Source organism: Pseudomonas sp. RL, assembly GCF_000647775.1.
Classification (GTDB): Bacteria; Pseudomonadota; Gammaproteobacteria; order Pseudomonadales; family Pseudomonadaceae; genus Serpens; species Serpens flexibilis.
The window spans coordinates 1-24,049 of sequence record NZ_JBOY01000052.1 but is presented as its reverse complement, the minus strand read 5'-3'; the positions used below and the strand labels follow the sequence as shown (position 1 = coordinate 24,049).

Below are 24,049 nucleotides of genomic sequence, written 5' to 3'. Positions count from 1 at the left end.
ACAACGCACAGCGGTTGTCCACCCTACGCTTCCTCGACACCTGATTCGCCCATGCATACCCTCGAACAACTGCGCCGTGGCGAGCTGGCCGGCCTCCGTCGGCTGGACCTGGCCGCCGACCTGACGGAATTCCCCCGCGAGATCTTCGCGCTGGCCGACAGCCTGGAAGTCCTCAACCTGTCCGACAACCGGCTGTCGCGCCTGCCGGATGACCTGCCGCGCCTGAAGAACCTGAAGGTCGTCTTCTGTTCGGAGAATCCCTTCACCGAGCTCCCCGAGGTATTGGGCGAATGCCCGCGGTTGGAGATGGTCGGCTTCAAGGCCTGCCGCATCGAGCGGGTGGCCGGCGCCGCACTGCCGCCACAGCTGCGCTGGCTTATCCTTACCGATAACCGCATTGCCCGGCTGCCGGATGCGCTGGGCCAGCGCCCGCGCCTGCAGAAGCTGATGCTTTCCGGCAATCGATTGTCGGCGTTGCCGGACAGCCTCGCCGACGCAGCCAACCTGGAACTGCTACGACTGGCCGCCAACCGCTTCGAGGCGCTGCCGGACTGGCTCGGCGAGCTGCCGCGCCTGAGCTGGCTGGCGTTTTCCGGCAACCCGTGCAGTCCCTTCCCCGCCGTCCCGGACACGCGCGTCTATTCCCGGAACGAGGTGCAACTGGGCGAGCTGCTCGGCCAGGGCGCCTCCGGGCTGATCCATGCCGGGCTGCTACAGGACGGCGCCGCCGTGGCGGCCAAGCTTTTCAAGGGCCAGGTCACCAGCGACGGCCTGCCGGAAGGCGAGCTGGCGGCCTGCCTGGCTGCCGGCGCGCACCCGCATCTGATAGCCGTCAAGGGCATCCTGCGCACCAAACACAGTCCGTTGCCGGCGCTGCTGATGGAGCGCCTGCCGCCGCGCTACCGCACCCTGGCCGGGCCGCCGTCGCTTGCCAGCTGCACCCGGGATTGCTACCCCGACGGCTGGACGCTCTCGACGGAGCAGGCGCTGCGCATCGCCCAGGGCACCGCGGCCGCCGTGGCGCACCTGCACGGACGTGGCATTCTGCATGGCGACCTGTATGGCCATAACCTGCTGGTCGACGGCGACGGCCACACCCTGCTCAGCGACTTCGGCGGCGCCACCTTCATCGATCCAGACAGCGCCCAGGGGCAGCGGCTGATGCGCCTGGAAAGCCGCGCCTTCGGCTGCCTGCTGGAGGAACTGCTCGACCACTGCCCTGCCGATGACCAGCCGCAGCGCCAGCAAGCCTTGCGCCAGCTCCAGCAGGCCTGCCTGGATGAACGGGTCGCCAGCCGACCGGACTTCCAGACCCTCTGCGCCACCCTGGCCTGAAACGAAAACCGCCAGACAAGCTGGCGGTTTTTTCTTCGTAACGAGCCGATTACTGCGCCACGGCCTCGGTCTGGGCCGGAACGGCTTCAGCCACCGGGGCCTCTTCGGCAACCGCATCGTCGGCAAACAGGGTGTTGACCACTGCGCCACCGATCACGCTACCGGCGACAGCGCCAGCCATGCTGCCCATGAAGCCGCTGCCGGCCGACTGCGGCGCGGCCTGCGGAGCGGCAGGCGCAGCGGCGGGCGCGGTACCGGTACGGGCCGGCGCCATGGCGGCAGCCGGAGCGGCGTTCTGTGCCGGAGCGGCAGGCTTGGCCTGGGCGGCGGGAGAGGAACCGTAACGGGTAGCCGGCTTGGCCTGAGCGGCCGGGACCGGCTTGGCGCTCATGCGCTTGCGGGCGGCTTCCGCATCATCAACGTAACCGGTGGTGCCAACCAGCAGGCCGGCCAGAGCCAGGCTGGTAAAGGAGAACTTGAGGGATTTCACGCGGGGTAACTCCTGAGGTTGTGCCTACATAGGCGCTATATGGGGCCGGCTTGCGGCCTTCCAATGGGGGGCAAGCATAAAATCAACGCAAGGAAAATCAATCGGTTAGGCATCTACTTGTGTAACGGCGCGTGAGCATGGAGGTCCTCGCGCAACAGCAGGCCCATGGCGAGCAGCACCAGCAGGCTGCCGGGCAGCCAGGCCCAGCCGATGGCTTCAGGCTGACGGGAAAACATCACCAGCATCGCCACGAAGGGCACCAGATAGCCGTAGGCAGCGATCCCTCCGGGTGAAAGCAGCCGGGTGGCATGTTGCTGCAGCCAGAAGGTGGCGCTGGTCGACAGGATTCCGAGGTACACCACCACCAGCCATTCCCGCTGACTCATGCCCAGCAGGTTTTCAGGCGTCTCCAGCAACAGGCCGAGCCCGGCAGTGATCACCGCACCGCCCAGCAGGCTCCAGAACGCGCGGGGCACCGACGCCTGCTCCAGCCAGCCCCGCGCCAGGCCCCACTTGCTGAGTACCGGGTAGAGCGCCGAACACAGGCAGCCGAGGAAGAACAGCGCCTCGCCCATGCCGGGCTGCAGTAGCTGGTCGCTGGAGCGATGTTCAGCCCAGGCCAGCCCGAGGGCTCCCACTGCCCCCAGCAGCAGACAGCCCAGCAGCGCAGGCACCGGCCGCTCCACGCCAAAGCCGCGCCCCAGTCCATAGGCCAGCAACGGCACGCTGACAAACAGTACGGCCATGGACAGCGAGCTGACCCTATGGGCCGCCCAGAACATGATGGCGAAGAATCCGCCTAGCGAAGCCCCCATCAGCAAGTACAGCAGCCAGCCCCGGGCGGAAGGCCAGCCGGGTTGGCGGAGATAGAGAGGCAATAGCGCCAGGGCAGCGATGGTGAAGCGCAGGGCAGTCAGCCAGAGCGGCGGCAGCTGCTGACCCAGGAGTCCAACCGCCGGGAAGGACAGTCCCACCAGCAGTGCCCAGAGCAGCATCCCCGCATGGGCACGCAACCGCACAGACGAGCTGCGCACTGTCATGAACGAGGACACCGGATGTGCATGGGATCTCCTGCGGGCAAGGCCACCCACAGGGCTGCGACCCACATACGACGCAGCGGTTCCGCGTATCAGCCCTGGTCGGTGGGCGTGTTGCGCTTGAAGCGAATGCGAAAATCCAGCTTGGGCTTCTGGGTCACGCTGATGGCCTTGCGTGTCACGGTATCCAGCGTGATGTTCCAGAAACCGGTGCTCGGCACGCGGATCCGGGCGGGGAAACGGATGAATGCGCCGCCGTGGTAGGTGTGCCGTCCGCCGTTACGGAAACTGCGGAAGTTGGCGTCGTTCATCAGCCGGATGTTGCACGGCTGGGAAGATTCGATGATCACCAGATCGTCTTCGTTGAGGTATTCGCGCCGGTGGATGAATTTCATGGCAGGTCGAGGCATCTTACGAGGGGCGCGCACCATACCACGCGGCGCCAAAAATCTCCCACCCGCCACCGCTTTGCGGTATGTTGCGCCGCCCCGGGGCGGCACCCGGCATCCGCATTACCGAGGCTCGTTTTTCTTTCATGTCTGCTTCTCACACCCTCGACATCAGAGCCCCCCGGGTGCGCTGGGCCACCCACTGCGGCTTCTTCCTAGCCGGGTTCGGCTTGTCGGTCTGGGCCCCACTGATTCCCTACGTGCGCGAGCGCATTCCGATGAGCGATGCCACCTTTGGCCTGCTGCTGCTCTGCGTGGGTGCCGGCTCGCTGTCCTGCATGCCGCTGTCCGGCATGCTGGCCGCGCGTCTGGGCATTCGCCTGGCCTCCCTGGGTAGCCTGGCGCTGCTGATCTGCGCGCTCGCGATCATGGCGCTTACCGATTCGATTGCCTGGCTGGGGGTTGCCCTGTTCGCCTTCGGCGGCACGCTGGGTGTGCTGGACATCCTGCTCAACATCCAGTCGTTGAAAGTGGAACGCGCCCTGCAACGGCCGCTGATGTCACAGTTTCACGGCATGTTCAGCCTGGGCACCATCGCCGGGGCGGCGTGCCTGACCGCCCTGCTGACGCTCGGTCTGTCTCCGGCGCTCAGTACCCTACTGCTGGTCGGCCTGATCCTCGTCACCACACTGGCCATCCGCAGCGGCCTGTTGCCGGACCGTGCGCCCGCCGGCGGCGTGATGTTCGCCCGCCCCACTGGCGTGGTGCTGGTGGTGGGCCTGCTGTGCTTTGTCGTCTACCTGGCTGAAGGCGCGATCCTGGACTGGAGCGCGATCTACCTCACCCAGGAAACAGGCATGGCCATGTCCCTGGCTGGCCTGGGCTATGCCAGCTTCGCCGCGCTGGTTGCCATCGCCCGTCTGGCCGGCGGGCCGGTGGTCGCCCGCCTGGGCACCGTGCGCGTGGTGGTGATCGGATCGGTGCTGGCCGCCACGGGCCTGCTGCTCAGCCTGCTGGCCAGCCACTGGATCGTCGCGCTGATCGGTTACGCCCTGTGTGGCCTGGGCTGCGCCAACATATCCCCCGTACTGATTTCTTCCCTGAACCACCAGAAGGACATGCCGGTACACCTGGCGGTCACCGCCGCCACCACGGTAGGCTTCGCCGGCGTCCTGGCCGGCCCGGCGCTGATGGGTTTCGTGGCTCACCACAGCTCCCTGACCATCGCCTTCGCCATGGTCGCCGCTTTGTTGCTGGGCATGTTGTTCAGCACGACACGCCTGCCTCGCTAGCCTTCCAGACACTCGACCCATGCGAATCCAGCAGATCCATCAACACCTCGCCGAGCTGGGCGCCAAGCCCCTGCACATCACCCGTATCCTGCGTGCCTGGCTGCACGGGCTGCCGCTGGACACCGGCACCCGGCGCCAGCAGAGCCAGGATTTCCTCCCCCTGGCGGTACGCGACAACCTCCCGGCCCTCGAGGCGATGCTCGACGACCTGGCCCGCCTGCGCTCCGAGCACCCGGGTGCCGATGACTCCGCCCGGCTGCTGGTGGCGCTGAATGACGGACAGCTGGTCGAGAGCGTGCTGCTGCCCCGCGACGGGCTCTGCGTGTCCAGCCAGGTGGGTTGCGCGGTGGGCTGCACTTTCTGCATGACCGGCAAGAGCGGCCTGCTGCGCCAGGTCGGCAGTGCCGAGATCCTCGCCCAGGTCGCCCTGGCCCGGCGCAAGCGCGCCGTGAAGAAGGTGGTGTTCATGGGCATGGGCGAGCCGGCCCACAACCTCGACAACGTGCTGGACGCCATCGACGTGCTGGGCAGTGAAGGCGGCATCGGTCACAAGAACCTGGTGTTCTCCACGGTAGGTGATCCCCGGGTATTCGAGCGCCTGCCGCTGCAGCGTGTGAAACCGGCGCTGGCCTTGTCCCTGCACAGCACCGATGCGGCCCTGCGGGAACAGCTGCTGCCGCGCGCGCCGCGCCTGGCACCCGAGGAGCTGGTCGAGCGCGGCGAAGCCTACGCTCGCGAGGTCGGCTATCCGATCCAGTACCAGTGGACCCTGCTCAAGGGCATCAATGACAGCCAGGACGAGATGGACGGGATCATCCGGCTACTCAAGGGCAAGTACGCGATCATGAATGTCATCCCTTACAACAGCCTGGAGCAGGATGAGTACCAGCGGCCGGATGGCGAACGCATCCGCCAGATCGTCCGCCATCTGCATGGCAACGGCGTGCTGACCAAGGTCCGCAACTCGGCGGGGCAGGATGTGGACGGCGGCTGCGGCCAATTGCGCGCCCGCGCCGAGCGCGGCAGCCGCACCCGTTCAGGCCAGGGGCAACGCTGACAGTTCGGGGCTTTCCCGCCCGGCCAGCGTGACCATCACCACCCGGTCACGCCCTTCATCCTTGGCCTGGTACAGCGCGCGATCGGCGTCAGCCAGCAATTCATCCAGCGTCCCAGCCGGCGTTTGCGCATACCAGGCCAGACCGATGCTCAGCGTCGCGACCACATGATCGGTCCCCGCGTGCAGTGGGCGCCGCGCCACCGCGCTGCGGATCCGCTCGGCCATGCCCAGCGCATCCGCCTCCGTGAGGCCAGACAGCACGAGAGCGAACTCTTCGCCGCCCAGGCGCCCGAAGAGATCGCTCTGACGCAGAATCTGCCGGACACCGCCGGCAAAGCTACGCAACACCTCGTCACCCACCGCATGTCCATGGCGGTCGTTGACGCGCTTGAAGTGGTCGAGGTCCAGCATCATCACCACCAGCGGGGTTGCGGTGCCCCTGTGCTGGCGCAGCAGTCCTTCGCCACGCCTGAAAAAGCCCCGGCGCGACAGGGCGCCGGTCAGGATGTCGTGATCGGCGCGCTGTCGCAGCGCCAGCAATTCACGATTGCGAGCCTGGTTGATGCTGGCCACCGTCAGCGGGCCCAGGGCGAAGAGCGTGATGCCCAGGCGCAGCGCGACCGTCCGGGCGAAATCGTTGCCCGCATCGAGCAGCGGCACCAGCCCGAGACTCACCGCCACGAACAACCAGACACAGGCCAGCAGGGTCAGCAAGGCCGAGATAAACAGGGAATAACTCAGGGCGCACCAGAGCAGCGCGGGCACCACGATGCCCAGCGAGGCCGGCCCACCCACACCGACACAGACCATCAGCGAGACCAGCAGCGCCACCACCGGCGCGAACTCCCACAGGTCGTCCCGCCGCCTGGAATGCCTGCCGCTGGCCAGACGCGAGAAAAACTCCGGCGCCGACAGCATGGCAGGCAGGATCAGCACGGCATTGGTCAGGTCCGCACTGAACCAGGATGCCCCGGCCTCCCACGCCGTGGCGAACAGCCGAGGGCTGACGAGATGCCCTAGCAAAACGGCGGCCAGCGCGGAACAGCCCGAGGCCAGCAGACAGATGGCAAAAAGCGCCAGCAGGCCGCTGGGCCTGCGCAGAGAGCGAAAACGCCTGGGCATCAGCCGGACCAAGAGCAGGCCACTGGCCACGAAGGCGAGGTTGACCAGGGAAAGTCGCAGGGAGAACAACAGGTCGCCGCCCATGAACAGATCGGCCGACACATAGCCCGCAAGGGCGGCGATCCAGCCTTCCGGGCGGGCCAGTTGGGGGTGAAGAATGAAGAGCCCCAGCAGCACGGCATTGGCGGGCCAGAAGGAGGCCAGCAGGCCGACCGGTCGCGTGGCGATGCCCAGCCAGGCGGTGAACAGGACCAGCAGCAGCACGCCCAGCAGCCGCAGCGCGCGAGCCTCCCAGTCGGTCGATGCCATGATTCTCACTTCAGTTTCTCCCTGTGGTGCCTGCTCCAACCCGCTCACCCTGCCGGTCTGGCCTGCGACTTTAACATTCGGCACCCTGCGCAGCCGCTCGCCCCCGCCGCCCCGTGACTCCGGTCACAGGCGCCCATCTCGCCACGGGCAGCTTTACTTTCGCTGATACCCTTTGCGACAGGAGCACGACATGAACGACCACGACGACAAGCGCCCCCTTGGCTGGGGTGAGCTGCTGCAGAGCGTGCTGGCGGCCGCCCTGGGCGTGCAGAGCGGCAAGAACCGCGCGCGCGATTTCAGTCGTGGCCGCCCGGTGCAGTTCATCGTGCTCGGGCTGCTGTTCTGCCTGTTCTTCGTACTGATCGTCCTCGGCCTGGTGAAGCTGGCGCTCTACCTGGCCTGAGTCGGCACATCGAGCAACGGGGACAGATCCAGCGGATAGCCGACCCGTTCAGGGTGCAAAACCCGGCTGTAACGACGGAAATCCACCTGCAGCGGCGCTGCGCCGAGCCGGCGCTGAAGCAGCGCCACCTGCTCCTCGTCCAGCAATCTGAACACCTTGCCCAACGCGTCAACGCCGATACTCTCGGCAAAGTCCCGCCCCAGGTGGTAATCGTGAACCAGCAGCAGCGCCCAGCCTCCCAGGGTGAAATGCCCGGACGTCAGCGCCCCGATGTCACCTTCCAGCCGCGCCTGGAAGACCTCGGCGGAATTGTTCGCCGCACTGAACTGCACATCCCTGCCCGGCTGCAGTCCCCGCTCGCGCACCGCCTCGATGGCACCGAGGGCCATCTCGTCGTTGGCAGACCATACCAGCCGGACAGCAGGGTAGCGCTCGAACAGCGTGCGCGCCTGGTCCCGGGCCCGCTGGCGCGACCATTCGCCGTTGACCAGCTGGCGCAGACGAATGTCCGGGTGCTCGCCAAGCGCGCGCAGCAGGCCCAGGTTGCGCAGCTGCGCCGACGGAGTCTGCGGCACGCCGCCGAAGGCCAGCATTTCCACCTGGCCCGGTGGCTTCATGGCTGCCAGGGCCTTGCCCATCAGATAGCCGGCTTCCTCGTCGTTGGGAATCAGGCTGCCGATCCAGTTGCGATAGCGCTCACGCGGATTGCCGGTGCGCTCGCGCTGCGAGGCGGTGAGGGTGCTGTGCACATTGAAGAGTCGAACCGGGCTGTCTTCGAAAATTCTCAACAGCTCGGGACCGGCATAGATCTCATTGACGAACAACAGGTAGTCCGGCTGGCGGTCGCGCACCTGCCTGCCCAGCGCCAGCAGGCGGTTGAAATCCCGTTCGGCGTAATGGATTTCCAGTTCCATACCCAGGTCATCGGCCACGGCCTGCATGAAGTGGGAATAACTGACCCAGAAGGGCTCGCTGGAGTAGCCAGGATTGATGAAGGCCACCGACGGGGCGGCACAGGCGGCAAAGGTCATCCAGCACAGAAACAACCCGGTGACTACACGCCTCATTGACAACACCGCACCATCGAAGCCAGACAAAGCCTGGCATTCTGCCAGCTATTGTTGGCTGACCCAATAGACTGCCGTCGAGACGGCCAGAAGAATCAGCGCGAGAATCGCCACTGCGTCGACTCGGCTGTCGCTCTCGTCATGACCGGAGTGCTTGTCCATGCGTGTTCCCTTATTCTGCGCAACCCGCTTCGAGTAAAGACCAGCTTTGCAGAAGGCGCGCGCGCTGTTTTTAATTCCTTTTAACTCTAAACATATTCTTAAACTTCACTTTTAAGCATAAATCGATACTGCTATCGTGCCGGCCCCAACGTGCGGTGGCGCGACTGCGCGCGCAACCCGGCAGTAGACCGCTTACAGGACCCCTATGTACGTTTACGACCAGTACGACCAGCACATCATCGAGGAGCGCGTCCGGCAGTTTCGCGACCAGACCCGCCGCTACCTGGCCGGTGAGCTGAAGGAAGACGAGTTCCGCCCGCTGCGCCTGCAGAACGGCCTGTACATCCAGCGCTACGCACCCATGCTGCGCATCGCGGTGCCTTACGGTCTGCTGTCCTCGACGCAAGTGCGCACCCTCGCGCACATCGCCCGTCATTACGACAAGGGCTACGCGCACATCAGCACGCGCACCAACGTGCAGTTCAACTGGCCGGAACTGGAAGATGTGCCGGACATCCTGGCCGAGCTGGCCGGCGTACAGATGCATGCCATCCAGACCAGCGGCAACTGCATCCGCAACACCACCACCGACCAGTTCGCCGGCGTGGCCCGCGACGAGCTGGTGGACCCGCGCCCCTGGTGCGAGATCATCCGCCAGTGGTCCACCTTCCATCCGGAATTCGCCTTCCTGCCGCGCAAGTTCAAGATCGCGGTGAACGGCGCGGCGCGCGACCGCGCCGCCATTGAAGTGCATGACATCGGCCTGGAAGCCGTACGCAACGCCGCCGGCGAGCTGGGCTTTCGCGTCTCGGTCGGCGGCGGCCTGGGCCGCACGCCGATTGTCGGCAGCTTCATCAATGAATTCCTGCCCTGGCAGCACCTGCTCAGCTACCTGGACGCGATCCTGCGGGTCTACAACCGTTACGGTCGTCGCGACAACAAGTTCAAGGCGCGCATCAAGATCCTGGTCAAGGCGCTGACCCCCGAGGTGTTCGCCGAGCGCGTGCATGCCGAATGGCAGCACCTGAAGGACGGCCCCACCACCCTGACCGAAGGGGAAGTCGCCCGGGTCAGCCGCTTCTTCGTCGATCCGGCGTATCGCGCCCTTGAGGACCAGGACGAGCTGCTGGCCCGCCAGGATGCGGAGCACCCCGGCTTCGCCCGCTGGCGCGCGCGCAACGTCACTGCCCACAAGAAGCCCGGCTACGCCGCCGTTACCCTGTCGCTGAAGAAGACCGGCGTGGCGCCAGGCGATGTCAGCGACAAGCAGCTGGACGCCATCGCCGAGCTGGCCGACCGCTACAGCTTCGGCGAGGTGCGCAACTCCCACGAACAGAACATGATTCTCGCCGACGTCGAGCAGAGCCAGCTGCACGCGCTCTGGCTGGAGCTGCGCGAGCTGGGCCTGGCCACGCCAAACATCGGCCTGCTCACCGACATCATCGCCTGCCCCGGCGGGGACTACTGCTCGCTGGCCAATGCCAAGTCGATTCCAGTGGCCGAAGCCATCCAGCGTCGCTTCGACGACCTGGACTACCTGTTCGACTTGGGCGAGCTGGACCTGAACATCTCCGGCTGCATGAACGCCTGCGGCCACCACCACATCGGCCACATCGGCATTCTCGGCGTGGACAAGAAAGGGGCGGAGTTCTATCAGGTGTCGCTGGGCGGCAGCTCCGGCCGCGACGCCAGCCTCGGCCAGATCCTCGGCCCATCGTTTGCCCAGGATGACATGCCAGACGTGATCGAGAAAATCGTCGGCGTCTATCTGGCCCAGCGCACCGAAGACGAGCGCTTCATCGATACCTTCCGCCGTATTGGCATCGACCCCTTCAAGGAACGCGTCTATGCAGCGCATCATTAAGAACGACCAGGTAGTGGATGACCGCTGGCATCTGCTGGACAAGGAAGCGACCCTTGAAGGCCTGCCCAATAGCGACAACCTGATCGTGCCGCTGGCCCTATGGCGCGAGCACGCCCACGCGCTCAAGGCCCGCGATGGAGGCCTGGGCGTCTGGCTGGATGCGGACGAAGCCGTGGAGGAGATCAGCGACCAGCTGGACGCCTTTCAGGTGGTGGCACTCAATTTCCCGGCCTTTACCGATGGACGTCACTATTCCAGCGCCCGCCTGCTGCGCGAACGCTACGGCTATCGTGGCGAGATCCGCGCCATCGGGGACGTGCTGCGCGACCAGCTGTTCTTTATGCGCCGCTGTGGATTCGATGCCTATGCGATCCGCGCGGACCGCGATCCCCACGATGCGCTGGAAGGCCTCAAGGACTTTTCCGTGACCTACCAGGCGGCCAGCGACGATCCGCGTCCGCTGTTCCGTCGCCGACAGTAAGCAAAAGGCCCCACCAACCGGCGGGGCCTTCTTTTACGGAGGGCAAGCGCAGGGTGGATTGCGCTTCACCGATCCACCCTGCGCGCCGTTCCGGCGCGATGGTGGACAAGAACAGCGCTGTCCACCTACGGTGGAGCGGCCGACTTCAATCAACCCGCACCAGCGCGCGGCCCACCTGGCGGCCGTCCAGAATACGCGCAATCTCCGCCGGCAGCTCCGCCAGGCCAACTTCGTGGCACAGGCGCTCCAGCCCTTCCAGCTTCCACGGCCCGGCCAGCTTGCGCCAGATATCGGCCTTGCCCGCCAGCGGGATTTCCACCGAATCCACCCCCAGCAAGTTCACGCCACGCAGGATGAAGGGGAACACGCTGGCCTGGAAGCCGGTGCCCGCCGTCAGGCCACAGCAGGCGACGCTGCCGCCACGGCGCAGCGACTTGACCACATTGAACAGCACGTCGCCGCCCACCGTGTCCACCGCGCCAGCCCAGCGCTCCTTGAGCAGCGCCTTGGCGGTGCCTTCCTGAACGGCCTCGCGGCCCAGCACGGCGCTGGCGCCGATCTGGCGCAACCAGTCACCCTGCTCCGCCTTGCCGGTCACCGCCTCCACTTCGAAGCCCAGCTTGGCCAGCAGCATCACCGCGATGCTGCCCACCCCGCCGGTGGCGCCGGTTACCAGCACCGGACCACCCTCCGGGCTGACGCCGGCGACCAGCAGCTTGTCCACGCACAGACCGGCGGTCAGGCCAGCAGTACCCAGCAGCATGGCCTCGCGCAGGCTCAGTCCGGCCGGCAGCGGCACCAGCCAGCCGGCCGGCACGCGGATGTACTGGCCAAAACCGCCGGACGTATTCATGCCCAGGTCGTAGCCGGTAACGATCACCCGGTCCCCCGCCGAGAACTCACCGGTGGCACAGGCTTCCACCTCGCCGGCGGCATCGATGCCAGGGGTATGCGGGTAGTTGCGCGTCACGCCGGGATTGCCGGTGGCCGACAGCGCATCCTTGTAGTTGAGTGAGGAATAGCGCACGCGCACCAGCACGTCACCCGCCGGCAGTGAGTCCAGCTCGCGGGTAACCACCTTCTGGCAAAAGGCACCCTGTTCGTCGCGATCGGCCTGCAGGGCCTGGAAATGGGTCATGGATCGTCTCCTGTTATTGTTCTTGAACTACCAGAAACGCTGCTTCTGCAGGCTGGTCAGCACGCCGTCCAGCGTCGAGCTGGCGGCCATGCCGACACGCTCCTGCAGACTTTTTTTCTGGGCGAAATGCAGTAGATAAAGGTCGGCTTCGCGGGCACGCTCGCACAGGTATTCGTCGCTGGTCTTGAGCTCGTCGATCAACTGGCGACCCAGCGCCGCCTGGCCGAGCCAGACCTCGCCGGTGGCGACCTGGTCGATGTCCAGCTGCGGCCGGTAACGGGACACGAAGTCCTTGAACAGTACATGGGTGAGTTCTAGGTCCTCCTGGAACTTCTGCCGGCCCTTATCGGTGTTCTCGCCGAACACCGTCAGCGTGCGCTTGTACTCGCCGGCGGTCAGCACCTCGTAATCGACATCGTGCTTCTTGAGCAGCCGGTGCAGGTTGGGGATCTGCGCGACCACACCAATCGAGCCGAGCACAGCGAAGGGGGCGCTGAGAATCCGATCGCCGATACAGGCCATCATGTAGCCGCCACTGGCCGCCACCTTGTCGACGCACACGGTCAGCGGTATACCCGCCTGGCGGATGCGCACCAGCTGCGAGGCCGCCAGGCCGTAGCCGTGCACCATGCCGCCCGGGCTTTCCAGGCGCAGCACCACTTCGTCCTTGGGTGTCGCCACGCTCAGCAGCGCGGTGATCTCGTGGCGCAGATGTTCGACCGCCGAGGCGCGGATGTCGCCATCAAAGTCAAGCACGTACACGCGCGGCTTATGCTCACCCGCCTTCTTCGCGGACTTGTCGGCCTTGGCCTCCGCCTTGCGCCGGACCTTTAGCTCGTGCTTGTCGAGCAGCTCCTGCTCCAGTCGCTCGCGCAAGCCAGTGAAGAATTCGTTGAGCTTGCGCACTTCCAGGTGCCCGCTACGCGCCCGATTGCGTCCGCGCAGCACGGCGATGGCCGCCAGTACCACCAGAATGGCCACCACCACGGTGACCGTTTTGGCCAGAAAGCCCGCATAATCCGCCAGAAACTCCACATCCCCTCCTACGCTATCCGAGCCCGATTGCGGCCAAGCATACCCATGGCCCGCCACAGACGTCATCGACACGGGGCAGCGCAATTCAAACAAGCGTATGTTTTTTCGTTGACAGCCACCCGCGCTCACCCTACCCTCGGTTCACTTCAACCTGCCGGGTACCGGGTGTGGGCAGTATCTATCTGATTCGACATGGCCAGGCTTCCTTCGGTGCGGATGACTACGATGTCCTCTGCGCCACCGGCGTGCGCCAGTCGGAAATCCTCGGTGACCACCTGGCCCGACTCGGTACCGCCTTCGACCACTGCTACAGCGGCACCCTGCAGCGCCAGCGCCATACGGCCGAGCATGCCCTGCGCCGCTTGAGCAGCGCCGGCTTGCCGACCCCGCAACTGCATATCGAACCGGCTTTCGACGAATTCAAGGCCGAGGAGTTGATCCGCGCCCATCTGCCCGAGCTGCTGGAACATGAACCGCGAGCCCTGCACATTCTGCGCAATGCAGCCGACCACCGCAGCGATTTCCAGCGCCTGTTCCAGTTCGTCATCGACGGCTGGCTGGGCGGCCGCCTGAACACACCGGGGGTGGAAAGCTGGGAAGCCTTCGCCGCTCGAGTCGAACAGGGTCTGCGCCGGGTCATCGAGCGGGCAAACAACGACCGCGCCCGCATCGCCATCTTTACCTCGGGCGGCGCCATTACCGCCCTGTTGCACCGCGTTTCCGGCGTTCCGCCGCTGAAGGCCTTCGAGCTGAACTGGCAGATCGTCAACACGTCGCTGACCCACCTGAAGTTTCGGGGTAGCGACCTGTCCCTGGCTTCCTTCAACAACCATGCGCACCTCGAGTTGCTGAAGGCCCCGGAGCTCATCACCTATCGCTGAGCCCGGCATACTGCGGCCGCAAGCCGCCAGAAAAACCGAAAACAAGGAACCATGACATGAGCACCGTTGCCGACATCATCCAAAGCATGCAATCCAAGTTCAACCCGAGCGCCGCTGCCGGCCTGGACCTCGTGTTCCAGTTCAACATCGAAGACGGCGAGAACTACGCCCTGGTGGTCAAGGATGGCACCTGCGCCGTCGAGCAAGGCGAAAATCCCAACGCCAACGTGACCCTGATTCTCGACACCGACACCCTGAAGGGCATCACCAGCGGTGAAACCGACGGCATGCAGGCCTTCATGGCCGGCAAGCTGCGCGCTGAAGGCGACATGATGCTGGCCATGAAGCTGAGCGAGCTGTTCGCCTTCTGATTGCCGCCCGCACCTGAAAAACCGGAGCCCTGCTCCGGTTTTTTTTGCCTGTCACTTCGGCGAACTTATCGACCGGCAACAGCCTGACCAATAAGGCGGCGGTTTCCTTGAGCCGCGTCCGCCGCGCCGATTAGATTGGCCAATACTTACGGACCTCGACCATCAGGCAGAAGGATAGAACAACAATGTCACTGACCGACCAGGCCAGCCAGATCCGCGAGGGCGAGGAGCTGGATGCTGTGCGTGTGGATGCCTATCTCAAGGGGCAGTTGCAAGACCTGCAGGGGCCGCTGACGATCAGCCAGTTCCCCGGCGGCGCCTCGAACCTTACCTACCTGCTGCAGTATCCGGATCGCGCCCTGGTGCTGCGCCGCCCGCCGTTCGGGCGCAAGGCCAAGTCCGCTCACGACATGGGCCGCGAGTTCCGCATTCTCAATCGCCTCAACGACGGCTTCCCCTATTGCCCCAAGGCCCTGTTGCACTGCACGGACGAAGCGGTGATCGGCGCCGAGTTCTACGTCATGGAGCGCATCGAAGGGATCATCCTGCGCAGCGACCTGCCCGCCGAACTGGCCTTCACGCCAGAGAAGACCCGCGCCCTGTGCGAGAGCTTCATCGACAAGCTGGTGGAGTTGCATGGCGTCGATTACCAGGCCTGCGGGCTGGGCGATCTGGGCAAGCCGGAAGGCTACGTGCAGCGCCAGATCGAAGGCTGGTGCGACCGCTACGAAAAAGCCCTGACGCCCGACGCGCCGCTATGGGAAGAGGTGAAGGCCTGGCTACGAGAGAAGATGCCCGCCGACCACCCCAAGCCGGCGCTGGTGCACAACGACTACCGCTTCGACAACGTGATCCTTGATCCGCAGGATCCGATGCGCATCATCGGTGTGCTGGACTGGGAACTCACCACCATCGGCGATCCGCTGATGGACTTGGGCAACACCCTGGCCTACTGGGTGGAAGCCAGCGACCCGGCTCCCGTGCAGCTGCTGCGCCGTCAGCCCAGCAACGCGCCCGGCATGCTGACCCGCGCGGAGTTCGTTGCCTACTACGCCGAGCGCGCCGGCATTCGCATCGACACGTTCGATTACTACTACTGCTACGGCCTGTTCCGCCTGGCCGGCATCGCCCAGCAGATCTACTACCGCTACTACCACGGCCAGACCCGCGACGCGCGCTTTGCCCCCTTCGTGAAGATGAATGGGCTGCTGGAACAAATGGCCCTGCGGGTGATCCGCGCCTCCACCCTCTGACAATTACAAAAGGGAACGACCCATGAACAAGACCAATCTGTTCGACCTCGACGGCAAGATCGCCTTCGTTTCCGGCGCCAGCCGGGGCATCGGCGAGGCCATTGCCCGCCTGCTCGCCCAGCAGGGCGCCCATGTGATCGTCTCCAGCCGCAAGGTGGAAAGCTGCGAGGGCGTGGCCGAGGCTATCCGCGCGGAAGGCGGCCAGGCCACCGCCATCGGCTGCCATATCGGCGAAATGGAGCAGATCCGCGCGGCCTTTACGGAAATCCGCGAGCGCTTCGGCCGCCTGGACATCCTGGTCAACAATGCCGCCACCAACCCGCAGTTCGGCCACGTGCTGGACACCGACCTGACCGCTTTCCAGAAGACCGTGGATGTGAACATCCGCGGCTACTATTTCATGTCGGTGGAAGCCGGCCGGCTGATGAAGGCGCAGGGGGGCGGCAGCATCATCAACGTCGCCTCGATCAACGGCGTCACCCCCGGCGAGTTCCAGGGCGTGTACTCCATGACCAAGGCAGCGGTGATCAGCATGACCAAGGTGTTCGCCAAGGAATGCGCGGGCCTGGGCATTCGCTGCAACGCCCTGCTGCCGGGCCTGACGGACACCAAGTTCGCATCGGCGCTGACCAGCAACGACGCGATTCTGAAGATGGCCCTGCAGCGCATTCCGCTCAAGCGTGTCGCCGCGCCGAGCGAAATGGCCGGCGCCGTGCTGTACCTGGCCAGCGACGCCTCCAGCTATACCACCGGCGTGGCGCTGAACGTGGACGGAGGCTACCTGGCCTGAGACGGCACACGATGGCGGGCGGTACCGGGGCTCATTCCTTCAACGTCCAGAGCCGCACCGCCCGTTGCGCAGCCGGATTCAGCGGCTGCGCCAGCAGGCCCGCCGCGGAAAGACTGACGACATACACCGCCCCGTCCGCCATGGGCAGCTGGCCGCTGCGCAGCGGCGTCGCATCGAGCAGCCAGAGCGAGCGCTGCGGCAGGCGCAGCAGGTGCCAGAAATCGAGCGGGGCGTCTTCCAGCAGATCAGCCTGGTTCTGCAGGGCCTGTTGCTCGATGGCCATGTAGCGGGCAGCGAGGCGCTCCAGACGGTAGCCAGACTCCAGACCGATCAGTTCGGCCAGTCCCTTCATGCGCAGCATGCGCACGTCCAGCTGCCAGAGATCCCCCTGCAGGATCGCCTGGCGTTCGCGGGTGCCCTCCAGCAGGGCTACCTGATATTGCTGGGGTGCAAGCGCCTGGAAACTCAGGGTCACCAGCGGTCGGTTGCTCTCCGGCAGGGGCGCATACGCCAGCAACGCCTTCACCAGCAGACCGAGTAGCGCCGCCAGCGCCAGCAGGCCCAGCGCCAGGTTGCCGCGTAACCAGCCGGCCAACCAGCCGCGCCGCCAAAGCAGACGTACCGCCAACAGCGTCACCAGCGTCGCCAGGGCGCCGCCGAGCCAGGCCAGACCGTCATACTGCATGGGATGGATTCCTGCGCGATGAAAATGCCGGCATTATGCGCAAGCCCCTGCGGGAGCAACCAGCCGCACCCTTCCACAATCTGTCCCAGTTCGAGTTTTCATGACCCTGCCTTTCGAAATCGCCCTTGAGCCGCTCACGCTCGGGCTGCTGGTGGCCGTCGCCTTCCTCGCCGGTTTCATCGATGCCATCGCCGGTGGCGGTGGCTTGCTCACCCTGCCTGCCCTGCTCACTGCGGGGCTGCCTCCACACCTGGTGCTGGGCACCAACAAGCTGTGCGCCACCTTCGGCTCGGCCACCGCCAGCTTCACTTTCTACCGACGCCGCCTGTTCGATCCCGGCCGCTGGTGGCGCGCGCTGCTGGCCACCGCCGTGGGGGCGCTGTTCGGCGCCTGGCTGGCGCACCTGATGCCAGCCAGCTGGCTGAACCTGATGCTGCCGGTCGTGGTGTTCGGTTGCGCGCTGTACCTGCTGTTCCAGCGCAAGCCCCGCGAGGCGACCGGCGACAGCCAGGCTCCTCTCGGCCGCCATCGGCAATGGCCGCAAGGACTCTCGCTGGGCTTCTACGACGGCGTCGCCGGCCCTGGCACCGGCGCCTTCTGGACGGTCAGCACGCTGCTGCTCTACCCGCTCGACCTGCTCAAAGCCAGCGGCGTGGCGCGCAGCATGAACTTCGTGAGCAATTCCGTGGCCCTGGGCGTGTTCATCGTAGCCGGCCAGGTGGCCTGGGTGCTGGGTATTGGCATGGGTCTGGCGCTGATGGCCGGCGCCTACCTGGGCGCGCGCACGGCGATCCACGGCGGCGCGCGCTTCATCCGCCCGGTGTTCATCCTGGTGGTTCTGGCGCTGAGCCTGCGGCTAGCCTGGCAGCACTGGGTCGGGGCGGCCTGAACGGCGCGCCAGGTGGAGGTCGACCAGGTAACGGGAGATGGAGCCCGGCTTGGGCAACGGCGGTAATGCATCGAGGGCGAACCAGCGGGCGTCCTCGATTTCCTCGGGCTGCGGCACGATCTCGCCGCCGACGTACTCGGCATGGAAACCGAGCATCAGCGAATGGGGGAAGGGCCAGCTCTGGCTACCCTGATAGCGCAGGTTGCCGACCTCCAGCCCCACCTCTTCGCGCACCTCGCGAATCACGCACTGCTCGACGGACTCGGCCGGCTCCACAAAGCCGGCCAGGGTGCTGTAGACGCCGGGTGCGAAACGCGGCGAACGGGCCAGCAGGATCTCATCGCCGCGGGTCACCAGCACGATCATGCTCGGCGACAGGCGCGGATACTGGCGGGTCGCACACTGCTCGCAGCACATGGCGCGCTCATCCTCGGCAGCCTGCTGTGGACGGCCGCAGCGACCGCAGAAGCGGTGCTCCTCGGCCCAGGTCACGATCTGGCTGGCGTAGTTGAGCAGCGGCACGATTCGCCCGTCACCCTCCAGCAGATGTCGCCGCAGGCTCACCCATTCGCAGCGAGCGGGCAGCGGAGTCGATTCGGCCAGCTGCAGCACACACACCGGCTCACCCCGCCAGTAGCCAAGTCCATGCTCGGCTATGCCCTGCAGCCCCTGCGAGCGTATCCAGGCACGCGAAAACAACGGACCGCCATTTCCCTGCACAAAGCCCTGCGCCCCCTGCAGCAGAACCCAGCCTTCCCTCTGGCTGGACGTGATGCAGGCGGGTCGCCAATCCATCAGCAGGCCACCGGCAAACCCAGAGCCTGAACGCTGCGCTCAGCCAGATCGAGCACATCATCGCGCGGTTCGCCGTGCAGGCGACTGCCGTCTTCCAGGAAGTACTCAAGGCTGGTCAGGGCGTCCGCCAGGGTTTCCAGCAGCGGCTCGGCCGGCATGCGCTCGGATTCCAGCATGCGCCACTGGATGAAATCGCCGCAGCTGCCCACCAGGCGCGCCGCGCGCTCGTATCCCAGGAACCAGAGCCCGCCACGCACGGCCTGGAGGGAATGCGGCACATTGGCCAGGTGCAGCTTTTCACCGCCGGATTCCAGATAGGCCACGATGGCGCGTTTGGACAGCGCCAGCCCGGACTGCGCCTCGTCGCTGACCACGATGCGCGCCTCATTGAGCTGATGCAGCATGAAGGACGTGTCGCTGCCGGTGGACGCAGCCGCAGTCGGCGCGCGACGCCGACTGCGGTCCAGGCTCGCCACCATGCTTTCCACGTACAGCAGTGTTTCGGCCAGCCGCTCAAGCGCCGGCGCAGCCGCCGGCTGCTCATTGGACCAGGTGGCTACCTGGGACAGCTGCTCCTGCAGGGCGTTGGCGGCCGAGATCAGGCCAACCATGCCCAGTGTCTTGGTCAGCTTGGCGAGCTGGCTATGCAGCATGGCGAAACTGTCATGCTGGGCGGTACCGCGCCCGATCAGATCGAGCAGGTCCTGGACGGCACTCAGTTCTTCGCGAATGGCAGTGGACAAGGAGCGCATCACGGCCTGGCCCGGGCCGGCCAGGCGCTGGTAGCCCTCCTCCAGCATGTGGTCGGTGAAGGGCAGCGGGCTGAGGTTGAACACCTGGCGAAGCTCGGTGGCACGCGGGCCCGACGAGTCGGCCAGGGCAATCAGATAGAGCATTTCCTTGAGGACATGACGAGGGACTTCATAGCCTTCGTTACCTAGCAGCAGCTTGAGTTCCCGATCGATGCGGCTAAACAGCTTGCGGGTGGATTCCCGGGGCCGCAGCTGGCCATCAAGCATGGCTTCCGCCGCACCTGCGCCGACCCAGCAGAGCCGGCCACGCGGCTCGTGGCCGAACAGGTTGTCGAAGCGCGCCAGCGCACGGGCCATCAGCTTAAGGCCTGGCTGGTGATTGTCGTCGCGCAGGAAACCGACCAGCCCCAGCTGGTACATGTGGCGCAGCAGGCGAGCCTGGGCCTGGCGCGCTCTGGGATCGACGGCAGCGACGTCGCGGGGCGGGCGCGCCTGATCCAGACGCACGCTGTAAAAGAAGCTGGCAGGCAACGCTGGCTGACCGACAGACCTGCGCAGGTCATTGATCGCCGGCAACAGCAGCTCGGGGATCTCCTGGCGGTGGACATCCAGCCCCTCCAGGTAACTGCGCAGCACATGCAGCGCACCGCTGAGCGCAGTCAGCTGGTCATCGCGCTCGGGACCGGCATCCACAGGCACGTCCATGCCCAGGCGCAGGATCTCCTGCGCCAAAAGCTCCGCACCGGTGAGTTCGATGAGTTTGAGGGTACCGCGCACCTGCTGCAGATTGCCGACCGCCTGTTGCAACAGGCTGCCGTTCTGCCGCTCGGCAATGAAGTGTTCCAGGTTTTGCTCTGCCTCGGCCATGGTCGCGAACAGCTCGTCGCGGACCAGGTTGAGTGAGGTGACTCCAGCCATGCCACTGCTTCTCCCTGCAGGCGGTTCAAATATTTCAGTCGGCAAACTCCGGCGCCTGCTTGCTCATATGAGCGGCCATGGCAATTCTGAGATCGGCTGACTGCAGCATCGCGGCGTTCCAGGTCGCGATGTATTCCAGGCCATCATCTACGCGATGGTCACGCATGTAGCGAATCATTTCCTTGGTACCGCGAATGGCGATGGGCGACTTGGCGGCGATGTCCGCGGCCAGTTGCATGACCCCGGCCAGCAGGCTGTCCTTGTCGTCGTAGACCCGGTTGACCAGGCCGATGCGCTGGGCTTCCTCGCTCTCCACCATGCGCCCGGTGAAAGCCAGCTCGCGCATGATGCCGTCGCCGATGATGCGCGGCAGACGCTGCAGGGTACCAACGTCGGCGGCCATGCCCATGTCGATCTCCTTGATTGCGAACTTCGCGTCGCGGGAGGCGTAACGCATGTCGCAGGCCGAGACCAGGTCGATGGCCCCACCCAGGCAATAGCCCTGAATGGCGGCCAGCACCGGCTTGCGGCAACGGTCGACAGCATTGAAGGAGGCCTGCAACTCGAGAATCTTTCGGCGCAGGGCATCGGCGCTGCGCCCGACGTCCTTGCCGACCAACGCGGCCGCCTGGGCCAGCAGATTCAGATCGATACCGGAGGAAAAATGCTCGCCAGCACCGCTGAGGACGACCACCCGAACGTCGTCCGTACGGTCGGCCCAGGTGAAGATCTCGATGATTTCGGTCCAGAAGGCGCTGTTCATGGCGTTGCGCTTTTCCGGTCGGTTGATCTGCACGTGGGCAATCTTGTCCTTCAACTCGACCCGGAAAGCTTGGTAATCGGCCATGCAGTATTCCCTCACGATTCAAATGGACGTATGAAACTGTGCGCCACTATAGCAAGCGGCCATTAAAAGTCGATGGCAAGGGTGTGACAAACAGCACCCTTCTCCCTCCACGCCACGCCGGGCAAAATGCCCGGCTGCCCGCTATCACGGAATGACGCAATCCACGCTGTAGCGCCGCCCCTCGGCCGTCTCCTTGTGGCGCAGGCCATGCACATCGGCGGCGAAGCCCGGAAAACGCTGTTCGAAAGCCTGGGCGAAACGCAGGTAGTCCAGCACGGCAGAGTTCCGCTCGCTGAAGCGCTCGCCCGGCATGATCAGCGGGATGCCCGGCGGATAAGGCACCAGCATGGTGGCAGCAATCCGCCCCTGCAGCGCATCGATGGGGACCGCCTCCACCTGGCCACGCACAAGACGGTCGTAGGCCTGGGCCGGGGTCATGGCGATATCCGGCAGCTGGGTGTACATGCGCTTGAGCGCCTTGGCCGTGGCGTTCTCCCGATAGCAGTGATGCAACTCGTCACACAGGTCGCGCAGCCCCATGCCCTGGTAGCGCACCCCACCCAGCCTGGCCACCGACGGCAAGGCCTCGCTCAACGGCAGGTTGGCATCGAAATGCCGCTTGAACTCCAACAGCTCGGTAAGCAGGGTGCTCCACTTGCCCTTGGTGATGCCCATGGAAAACAGCACCAGGAAGGAGTACAGACCGGTTTTCTCCACTACCAGCCCCCGCTCCCAGAGGAAGCGACTGACCACCGCCGCCGGAATGCCCCGCTCGTCCAGCCGCCCGCCGGCGGTGAGGCCCGGCATGACCAGGGTGACCTTGATCGGGTCGAGCAGCATGTAGTCGTCGGCGACGTCGTCGAAGCCGTGCCAGTCGGCGCCCGGTTGCAGTACCCAGTCTTCGACCTGCAGCGTGTCCACGGTGTCTGCCTCCGGGGCCTGCCAGATCTGGAACCACCAGTCCTGCGCCGCCAGGTTCTTGCGCACATTGTTCAGGGCACGCCGGAAGCTCAGCGCTTCATCGAAGGTCTCCTGAATCAATGACCGACCGGCCGGCCCCTCCATCATCGCCGAGGCCACGTCCAGCGAGGCGAGGATGCCGTACTGCGGCGACGTGGAAATGTGCATCATGAACGCCTCGTTGAAGCGCTGGCGATCCAGCGCCCGCTCGCCGTTGTCCTGCACATGAATCATCGAGGCCTGACTGAACGCGGCGAGCATCTTGTGGGTCGAGTGGGTGCTGAAGACCAGCGGCCCGTCGCCCTGCCGTGCGGTGCCCATGGCGTAGCGGCCGGCGTAGAACTCGTGAAATGCAGCATAGGCATACCAGGCCTCGTCAAAGTGCAGCACCTCGACACTGTCGCCCAGGGCTCGCTTGATCTGCTCGGCGTTGTAGCAGAGGCCGTCATAGGTGGAATTGGTGATCACCGCCAACTTGATGCGCGGCTCGCGCCCCCGCGCCAGCGGATGCGCGTCGATCTTGGCGCGTATCGCCTCGGGGCTGAACTCGCTCAGCGGAATGGGGCCGATGATGCCCAGTTCGTTGCGCTCCGGTGTCAGGTACAGAGGAATCGCGCCGGTCATGATGATGGCGTGCAGGATGGACTTGTGGCAGTTGCGATCGACCAGTACCAGGTCGTCGCGACCGACCATGGCGTGCCAGACGATCTTGTTGGCCGTGGAGGTGCCGTTGATAACGAAGAAGCTGTGGTCGGCACCGAAATTGCGCGCCGCCCGCGCCTCCGCCTCGGCCACCGGCCCGGTGTGATCCAGCAACGAGCCCAGTTCCGGCACGGATACCGAAAGATCCGAGCGCAGCGTGTTCTCGCCGAAGAACTGGTGGAAAGCCTGGCCGACCGGGCTCTTGCGGTAGGCCACCCCGCCACCATGGCCAGGGGTGTGCCAGGAATAGTTGGATTGCGCGGTGTGCTCCACCAGGGCGCGGAAGAACGGTGGCAGCAGCCCGTCGAGGTAGTTGCGCGCCGCCCGTGCCACCTGGCGGGCCAGGAACGGCACCGTGTCCTCGAACAGATAGAGGATGCCGCGCAGCTGGTTGAGGTCGGCCATGGCTTCGGCCGGGGCGTTCTCGATGGTCACCTGCTCGCCGAGGGCGAAGATCGGCAACTGCGGTGCCCGCGCCCGGGCCACACGGATCAGCTCCACCATGTCCTGCAGCAGATGGCGGTTCTCACCGGCCCCCTCCGCAGCCAGCAGGATGCAGGCCAGCCCGTGATGAGTGGAAGCGACGATCCGCCCCTCCATCGTGCTCGCCGTGCTGAGAATGGTGAAGCCGCCCTGGCCGAGCTCGGCGGCGATGGCCCGGATGCGCTCGCCGGCCACACTTTCGGCCTTGATGTCGCGATGAACGATGAGAATCGGAAAATTCAGCTCGTTATACATGGTCCACCCTGCCCGCTGTCTGGCGTCAAAGAGTCATACAGACGGACGCCAGTCGCAAGGGAGGAATGGCCTGCAGGGATGCTGTGGGAGCGAATTCATTCGCGAGCTTTTGGATGCGGCCGTCCGAAGGGCTCGCGGACAAGACCGCCCCACAGGCCCGGCTACTGCTGCTCCAGCTGTGCCCACAGCGCTGGCGCGCCGCTGGCCTTCTCCAGCGCGGCCAGGCGCGCGGCATGCGCGGCCAGCTCGGCGTCCGTGGCCGCCAGCAGATTCAGATCGATACCGGA

General features: G+C 65.5%; 23 protein-coding genes and 1 pseudogene. 11 read left to right on the top strand and 13 right to left on the bottom strand.

Translation table 11 applies throughout. From position 1 onward, the window contains the following. The first annotated feature begins 51 nt into the window (after positions 1-51). Positions 52-1,335, top strand: a complete 1,284-nt coding sequence (locus AS93_RS0109325; protein ID WP_027590365.1) for a leucine-rich repeat-containing protein kinase family protein — start codon at positions 52-54, stop codon at positions 1,333-1,335. A gap of 49 nt (positions 1,336-1,384) precedes the next feature. On the opposite strand, the gene AS93_RS19080 is transcribed toward AS93_RS0109325, so the two are convergent. The 3 genes from AS93_RS19080 to AS93_RS0109310 all read right to left on the bottom strand — a co-directional run bounded on the left by AS93_RS19080 (position 1,385) and on the right by AS93_RS0109310 (position 3,293). Continuing rightward, positions 1,385-1,825, bottom strand: a complete 441-nt coding sequence (locus tag AS93_RS19080; protein WP_051587419.1) for a hypothetical protein — start codon at positions 1,823-1,825, stop codon at positions 1,385-1,387. Between the two features lie 113 nt (positions 1,826-1,938). Continuing rightward, a complete protein-coding gene (locus AS93_RS0109315) occupies positions 1,939-2,865 on the bottom strand; it encodes a DMT family transporter (RefSeq protein ID WP_027590364.1) in 927 nt (308 codons plus the stop codon). An 89-nt stretch (positions 2,866-2,954) separates the two neighbouring features. Then, on the bottom strand, positions 2,955-3,293 hold the full coding sequence (locus tag AS93_RS0109310; RefSeq protein WP_175444369.1) for a DUF1883 domain-containing protein: 339 nt from the start codon (positions 3,291-3,293) through the stop codon (positions 2,955-2,957). A 104-nt stretch (positions 3,294-3,397) separates the two neighbouring features. On the opposite strand from AS93_RS0109310, the gene AS93_RS0109305 reads away from it, so the two are divergent. After that, complete coding sequence (locus AS93_RS0109305) at positions 3,398-4,543, top strand: MFS transporter (protein WP_037008848.1); 1,146 nt, start codon at positions 3,398-3,400, stop codon at positions 4,541-4,543. 19 nt (positions 4,544-4,562) lie between these two features. After that, complete coding sequence (locus AS93_RS0109300; protein WP_027590361.1) at positions 4,563-5,600, top strand: RNA methyltransferase; 1,038 nt, start codon at positions 4,563-4,565, stop codon at positions 5,598-5,600. Here the strand turns inward: AS93_RS0109300 and AS93_RS19075 are convergent. After that, positions 5,580-7,070, bottom strand: a complete 1,491-nt coding sequence (locus AS93_RS19075; protein WP_155956130.1) for a GGDEF domain-containing protein — start codon at positions 7,068-7,070, stop codon at positions 5,580-5,582. The two genes, AS93_RS0109300 and AS93_RS19075, sit on opposite strands and share 21 nt — an antisense overlap. 151 nt (positions 7,071-7,221) lie before the next feature. On the opposite strand from AS93_RS19075, the gene AS93_RS0109290 reads away from it, so the two are divergent. Further along, the gene (locus tag AS93_RS0109290) at positions 7,222-7,434 is read left to right on the top strand and encodes a DUF2970 domain-containing protein (protein WP_027590360.1); all 213 of its coding nucleotides are present in this window, start codon (positions 7,222-7,224) and stop codon (positions 7,432-7,434) included. Here the strand turns inward: AS93_RS0109290 and AS93_RS0109285 are convergent. Then, entirely contained in the window at positions 7,422-8,501 is a 1,080-nt protein-coding gene (locus AS93_RS0109285) for an ABC transporter substrate-binding protein (RefSeq protein ID WP_037008842.1), read from the bottom strand. The genes AS93_RS0109290 and AS93_RS0109285 overlap by 13 nt on opposite strands. A 367-nt stretch (positions 8,502-8,868) precedes the next feature. On the opposite strand from AS93_RS0109285, the gene AS93_RS0109275 reads away from it, so the two are divergent. Both AS93_RS0109275 and AS93_RS0109270 read left to right on the top strand, forming a co-directional pair. Continuing rightward, complete coding sequence (locus tag AS93_RS0109275) at positions 8,869-10,527, top strand: nitrite/sulfite reductase (protein WP_027590358.1); 1,659 nt, start codon at positions 8,869-8,871, stop codon at positions 10,525-10,527. Further along, the gene (locus tag AS93_RS0109270; RefSeq protein WP_027590357.1) at positions 10,511-11,008 is read left to right on the top strand and encodes a DUF934 domain-containing protein; all 498 of its coding nucleotides are present in this window, start codon (positions 10,511-10,513) and stop codon (positions 11,006-11,008) included. The genes AS93_RS0109275 and AS93_RS0109270 overlap by 17 nt, the downstream gene beginning before the upstream one ends. A 145-nt stretch (positions 11,009-11,153) precedes the next feature. Here the strand turns inward: AS93_RS0109270 and AS93_RS0109265 are convergent, their stop codons facing one another. Beyond that, complete coding sequence (locus AS93_RS0109265; protein WP_027590356.1) at positions 11,154-12,146, bottom strand: YhdH/YhfP family quinone oxidoreductase; 993 nt, start codon at positions 12,144-12,146, stop codon at positions 11,154-11,156. 27 nt (positions 12,147-12,173) lie between these two features. Beyond that, on the bottom strand, positions 12,174-13,181 hold the full coding sequence (gene sohB, locus AS93_RS0109260; protein WP_027590355.1) for a protease SohB: 1,008 nt from the start codon (positions 13,179-13,181) through the stop codon (positions 12,174-12,176). Positions 13,182-13,348: 167 nt separating this feature from the next. On the opposite strand from sohB, the gene AS93_RS0109255 reads away from it, so the two are divergent. From AS93_RS0109255 to AS93_RS0109240, 4 genes are all read left to right on the top strand, one after another. Continuing rightward, positions 13,349-14,062 (top strand): histidine phosphatase family protein, encoded by a 714-nt coding sequence (locus tag AS93_RS0109255; protein ID WP_027590354.1) that lies wholly within the window; start codon positions 13,349-13,351, stop codon positions 14,060-14,062. A gap of 56 nt (positions 14,063-14,118) precedes the next feature. Next, a complete protein-coding gene (locus AS93_RS0109250; protein ID WP_027590353.1) occupies positions 14,119-14,433 on the top strand; it encodes an SCP2 sterol-binding domain-containing protein in 315 nt (104 codons plus the stop codon). Positions 14,434-14,618: 185 nt separating this feature from the next. Next, a complete protein-coding gene (locus AS93_RS0109245) occupies positions 14,619-15,686 on the top strand; it encodes a phosphotransferase family protein (RefSeq protein ID WP_027590352.1) in 1,068 nt (355 codons plus the stop codon). A 22-nt stretch (positions 15,687-15,708) separates the two neighbouring features. Beyond that, positions 15,709-16,476 (top strand): SDR family oxidoreductase, encoded by a 768-nt coding sequence (locus AS93_RS0109240; protein ID WP_027590351.1) that lies wholly within the window; start codon positions 15,709-15,711, stop codon positions 16,474-16,476. Between the two features lie 31 nt (positions 16,477-16,507). On the opposite strand, the gene AS93_RS0109235 is transcribed toward AS93_RS0109240, so the two are convergent. Next, positions 16,508-17,161 carry a hypothetical protein gene (locus AS93_RS0109235; protein WP_027590350.1) on the bottom strand — a complete coding sequence of 218 codons (654 nt, stop codon included), beginning with the start codon at positions 17,159-17,161 and terminating at the stop codon, positions 16,508-16,510. A gap of 100 nt (positions 17,162-17,261) precedes the next feature. Between AS93_RS0109235 and AS93_RS0109230 the strand changes: the two genes are divergently transcribed. After that, on the top strand, positions 17,262-18,050 hold the full coding sequence (locus AS93_RS0109230) for a TSUP family transporter (protein WP_027590349.1): 789 nt from the start codon (positions 17,262-17,264) through the stop codon (positions 18,048-18,050). Here AS93_RS0109230 and nudC read toward each other — a convergent pair. From nudC to AS93_RS21095, 5 genes and pseudogenes are all read right to left on the bottom strand, one after another. Beyond that, complete coding sequence (gene nudC / locus AS93_RS0109225; RefSeq protein WP_051587416.1) at positions 18,018-18,845, bottom strand: NAD(+) diphosphatase; 828 nt, start codon at positions 18,843-18,845, stop codon at positions 18,018-18,020. The genes AS93_RS0109230 and nudC overlap by 33 nt on opposite strands. Beyond that, entirely contained in the window at positions 18,845-20,515 is a 1,671-nt protein-coding gene (locus AS93_RS0109220; protein WP_037008833.1) for a hypothetical protein, read from the bottom strand. The genes nudC and AS93_RS0109220 overlap by 1 nt, the downstream gene beginning before the upstream one ends. A 34-nt stretch (positions 20,516-20,549) precedes the next feature. Further along, positions 20,550-21,362: a crotonase/enoyl-CoA hydratase family protein gene (locus AS93_RS0109215; RefSeq protein WP_027590346.1), complete on the bottom strand. Its 813-nt coding sequence runs from the start codon at positions 21,360-21,362 to the stop codon at positions 20,550-20,552. A gap of 144 nt (positions 21,363-21,506) precedes the next feature. Continuing rightward, complete coding sequence (locus tag AS93_RS0109210; RefSeq protein WP_027590345.1) at positions 21,507-23,762, bottom strand: arginine/lysine/ornithine decarboxylase; 2,256 nt, start codon at positions 23,760-23,762, stop codon at positions 21,507-21,509. 161 nt (positions 23,763-23,923) lie between these two features. Continuing rightward, positions 23,924-24,049, bottom strand: a pseudogene (locus tag AS93_RS21095) (hypothetical protein); the annotation flags it as partial.

What these genes read in the sequence shown, in the direction of transcription:
- AS93_RS0109285 (WP_037008842.1), bottom strand. Translation starts at nt 8,501, where the DNA reads ATGAGGCGTGTAGTCACCGGGTTGTTTCTGTGCTGGATGACCTTTGCC.
- AS93_RS0109245 (WP_027590352.1), top strand. Translation starts at nt 14,619, where the DNA reads ATGTCACTGACCGACCAGGCCAGCCAGATCCGCGAGGGCGAGGAGCTG.
- AS93_RS0109310 (WP_175444369.1), bottom strand. Translation starts at nt 3,293, where the DNA reads ATGGTGCGCGCCCCTCGTAAGATGCCTCGACCTGCCATGAAATTCATC.
- AS93_RS0109250 (WP_027590353.1), top strand. Translation starts at nt 14,119, where the DNA reads ATGAGCACCGTTGCCGACATCATCCAAAGCATGCAATCCAAGTTCAAC.
- AS93_RS0109265 (WP_027590356.1), bottom strand. Translation starts at nt 12,146, where the DNA reads ATGACCCATTTCCAGGCCCTGCAGGCCGATCGCGACGAACAGGGTGCC.
- AS93_RS0109240 (WP_027590351.1), top strand. Translation starts at nt 15,709, where the DNA reads ATGAACAAGACCAATCTGTTCGACCTCGACGGCAAGATCGCCTTCGTT.
- AS93_RS0109220 (WP_037008833.1), bottom strand. Translation starts at nt 20,515, where the DNA reads ATGGCTGGAGTCACCTCACTCAACCTGGTCCGCGACGAGCTGTTCGCG.
- AS93_RS0109315 (WP_027590364.1), bottom strand. Translation starts at nt 2,865, where the DNA reads ATGACAGTGCGCAGCTCGTCTGTGCGGTTGCGTGCCCATGCGGGGATG.
- nudC (WP_051587416.1), bottom strand. Translation starts at nt 18,845, where the DNA reads ATGGATTGGCGACCCGCCTGCATCACGTCCAGCCAGAGGGAAGGCTGG.
- AS93_RS0109300 (WP_027590361.1), top strand. Translation starts at nt 4,563, where the DNA reads ATGCGAATCCAGCAGATCCATCAACACCTCGCCGAGCTGGGCGCCAAG.
- AS93_RS0109215 (WP_027590346.1), bottom strand. Translation starts at nt 21,362, where the DNA reads ATGGCCGATTACCAAGCTTTCCGGGTCGAGTTGAAGGACAAGATTGCC.
- AS93_RS0109275 (WP_027590358.1), top strand. Translation starts at nt 8,869, where the DNA reads ATGTACGTTTACGACCAGTACGACCAGCACATCATCGAGGAGCGCGTC.
- AS93_RS0109270 (WP_027590357.1), top strand. Translation starts at nt 10,511, where the DNA reads ATGCAGCGCATCATTAAGAACGACCAGGTAGTGGATGACCGCTGGCAT.
- AS93_RS0109235 (WP_027590350.1), bottom strand. Translation starts at nt 17,161, where the DNA reads ATGCAGTATGACGGTCTGGCCTGGCTCGGCGGCGCCCTGGCGACGCTG.
- AS93_RS0109290 (WP_027590360.1), top strand. Translation starts at nt 7,222, where the DNA reads ATGAACGACCACGACGACAAGCGCCCCCTTGGCTGGGGTGAGCTGCTG.
- AS93_RS0109210 (WP_027590345.1), bottom strand. Translation starts at nt 23,762, where the DNA reads ATGTATAACGAGCTGAATTTTCCGATTCTCATCGTTCATCGCGACATC.
- AS93_RS0109325 (WP_027590365.1), top strand. Translation starts at nt 52, where the DNA reads ATGCATACCCTCGAACAACTGCGCCGTGGCGAGCTGGCCGGCCTCCGT.
- AS93_RS0109305 (WP_037008848.1), top strand. Translation starts at nt 3,398, where the DNA reads ATGTCTGCTTCTCACACCCTCGACATCAGAGCCCCCCGGGTGCGCTGG.
- AS93_RS0109230 (WP_027590349.1), top strand. Translation starts at nt 17,262, where the DNA reads ATGACCCTGCCTTTCGAAATCGCCCTTGAGCCGCTCACGCTCGGGCTG.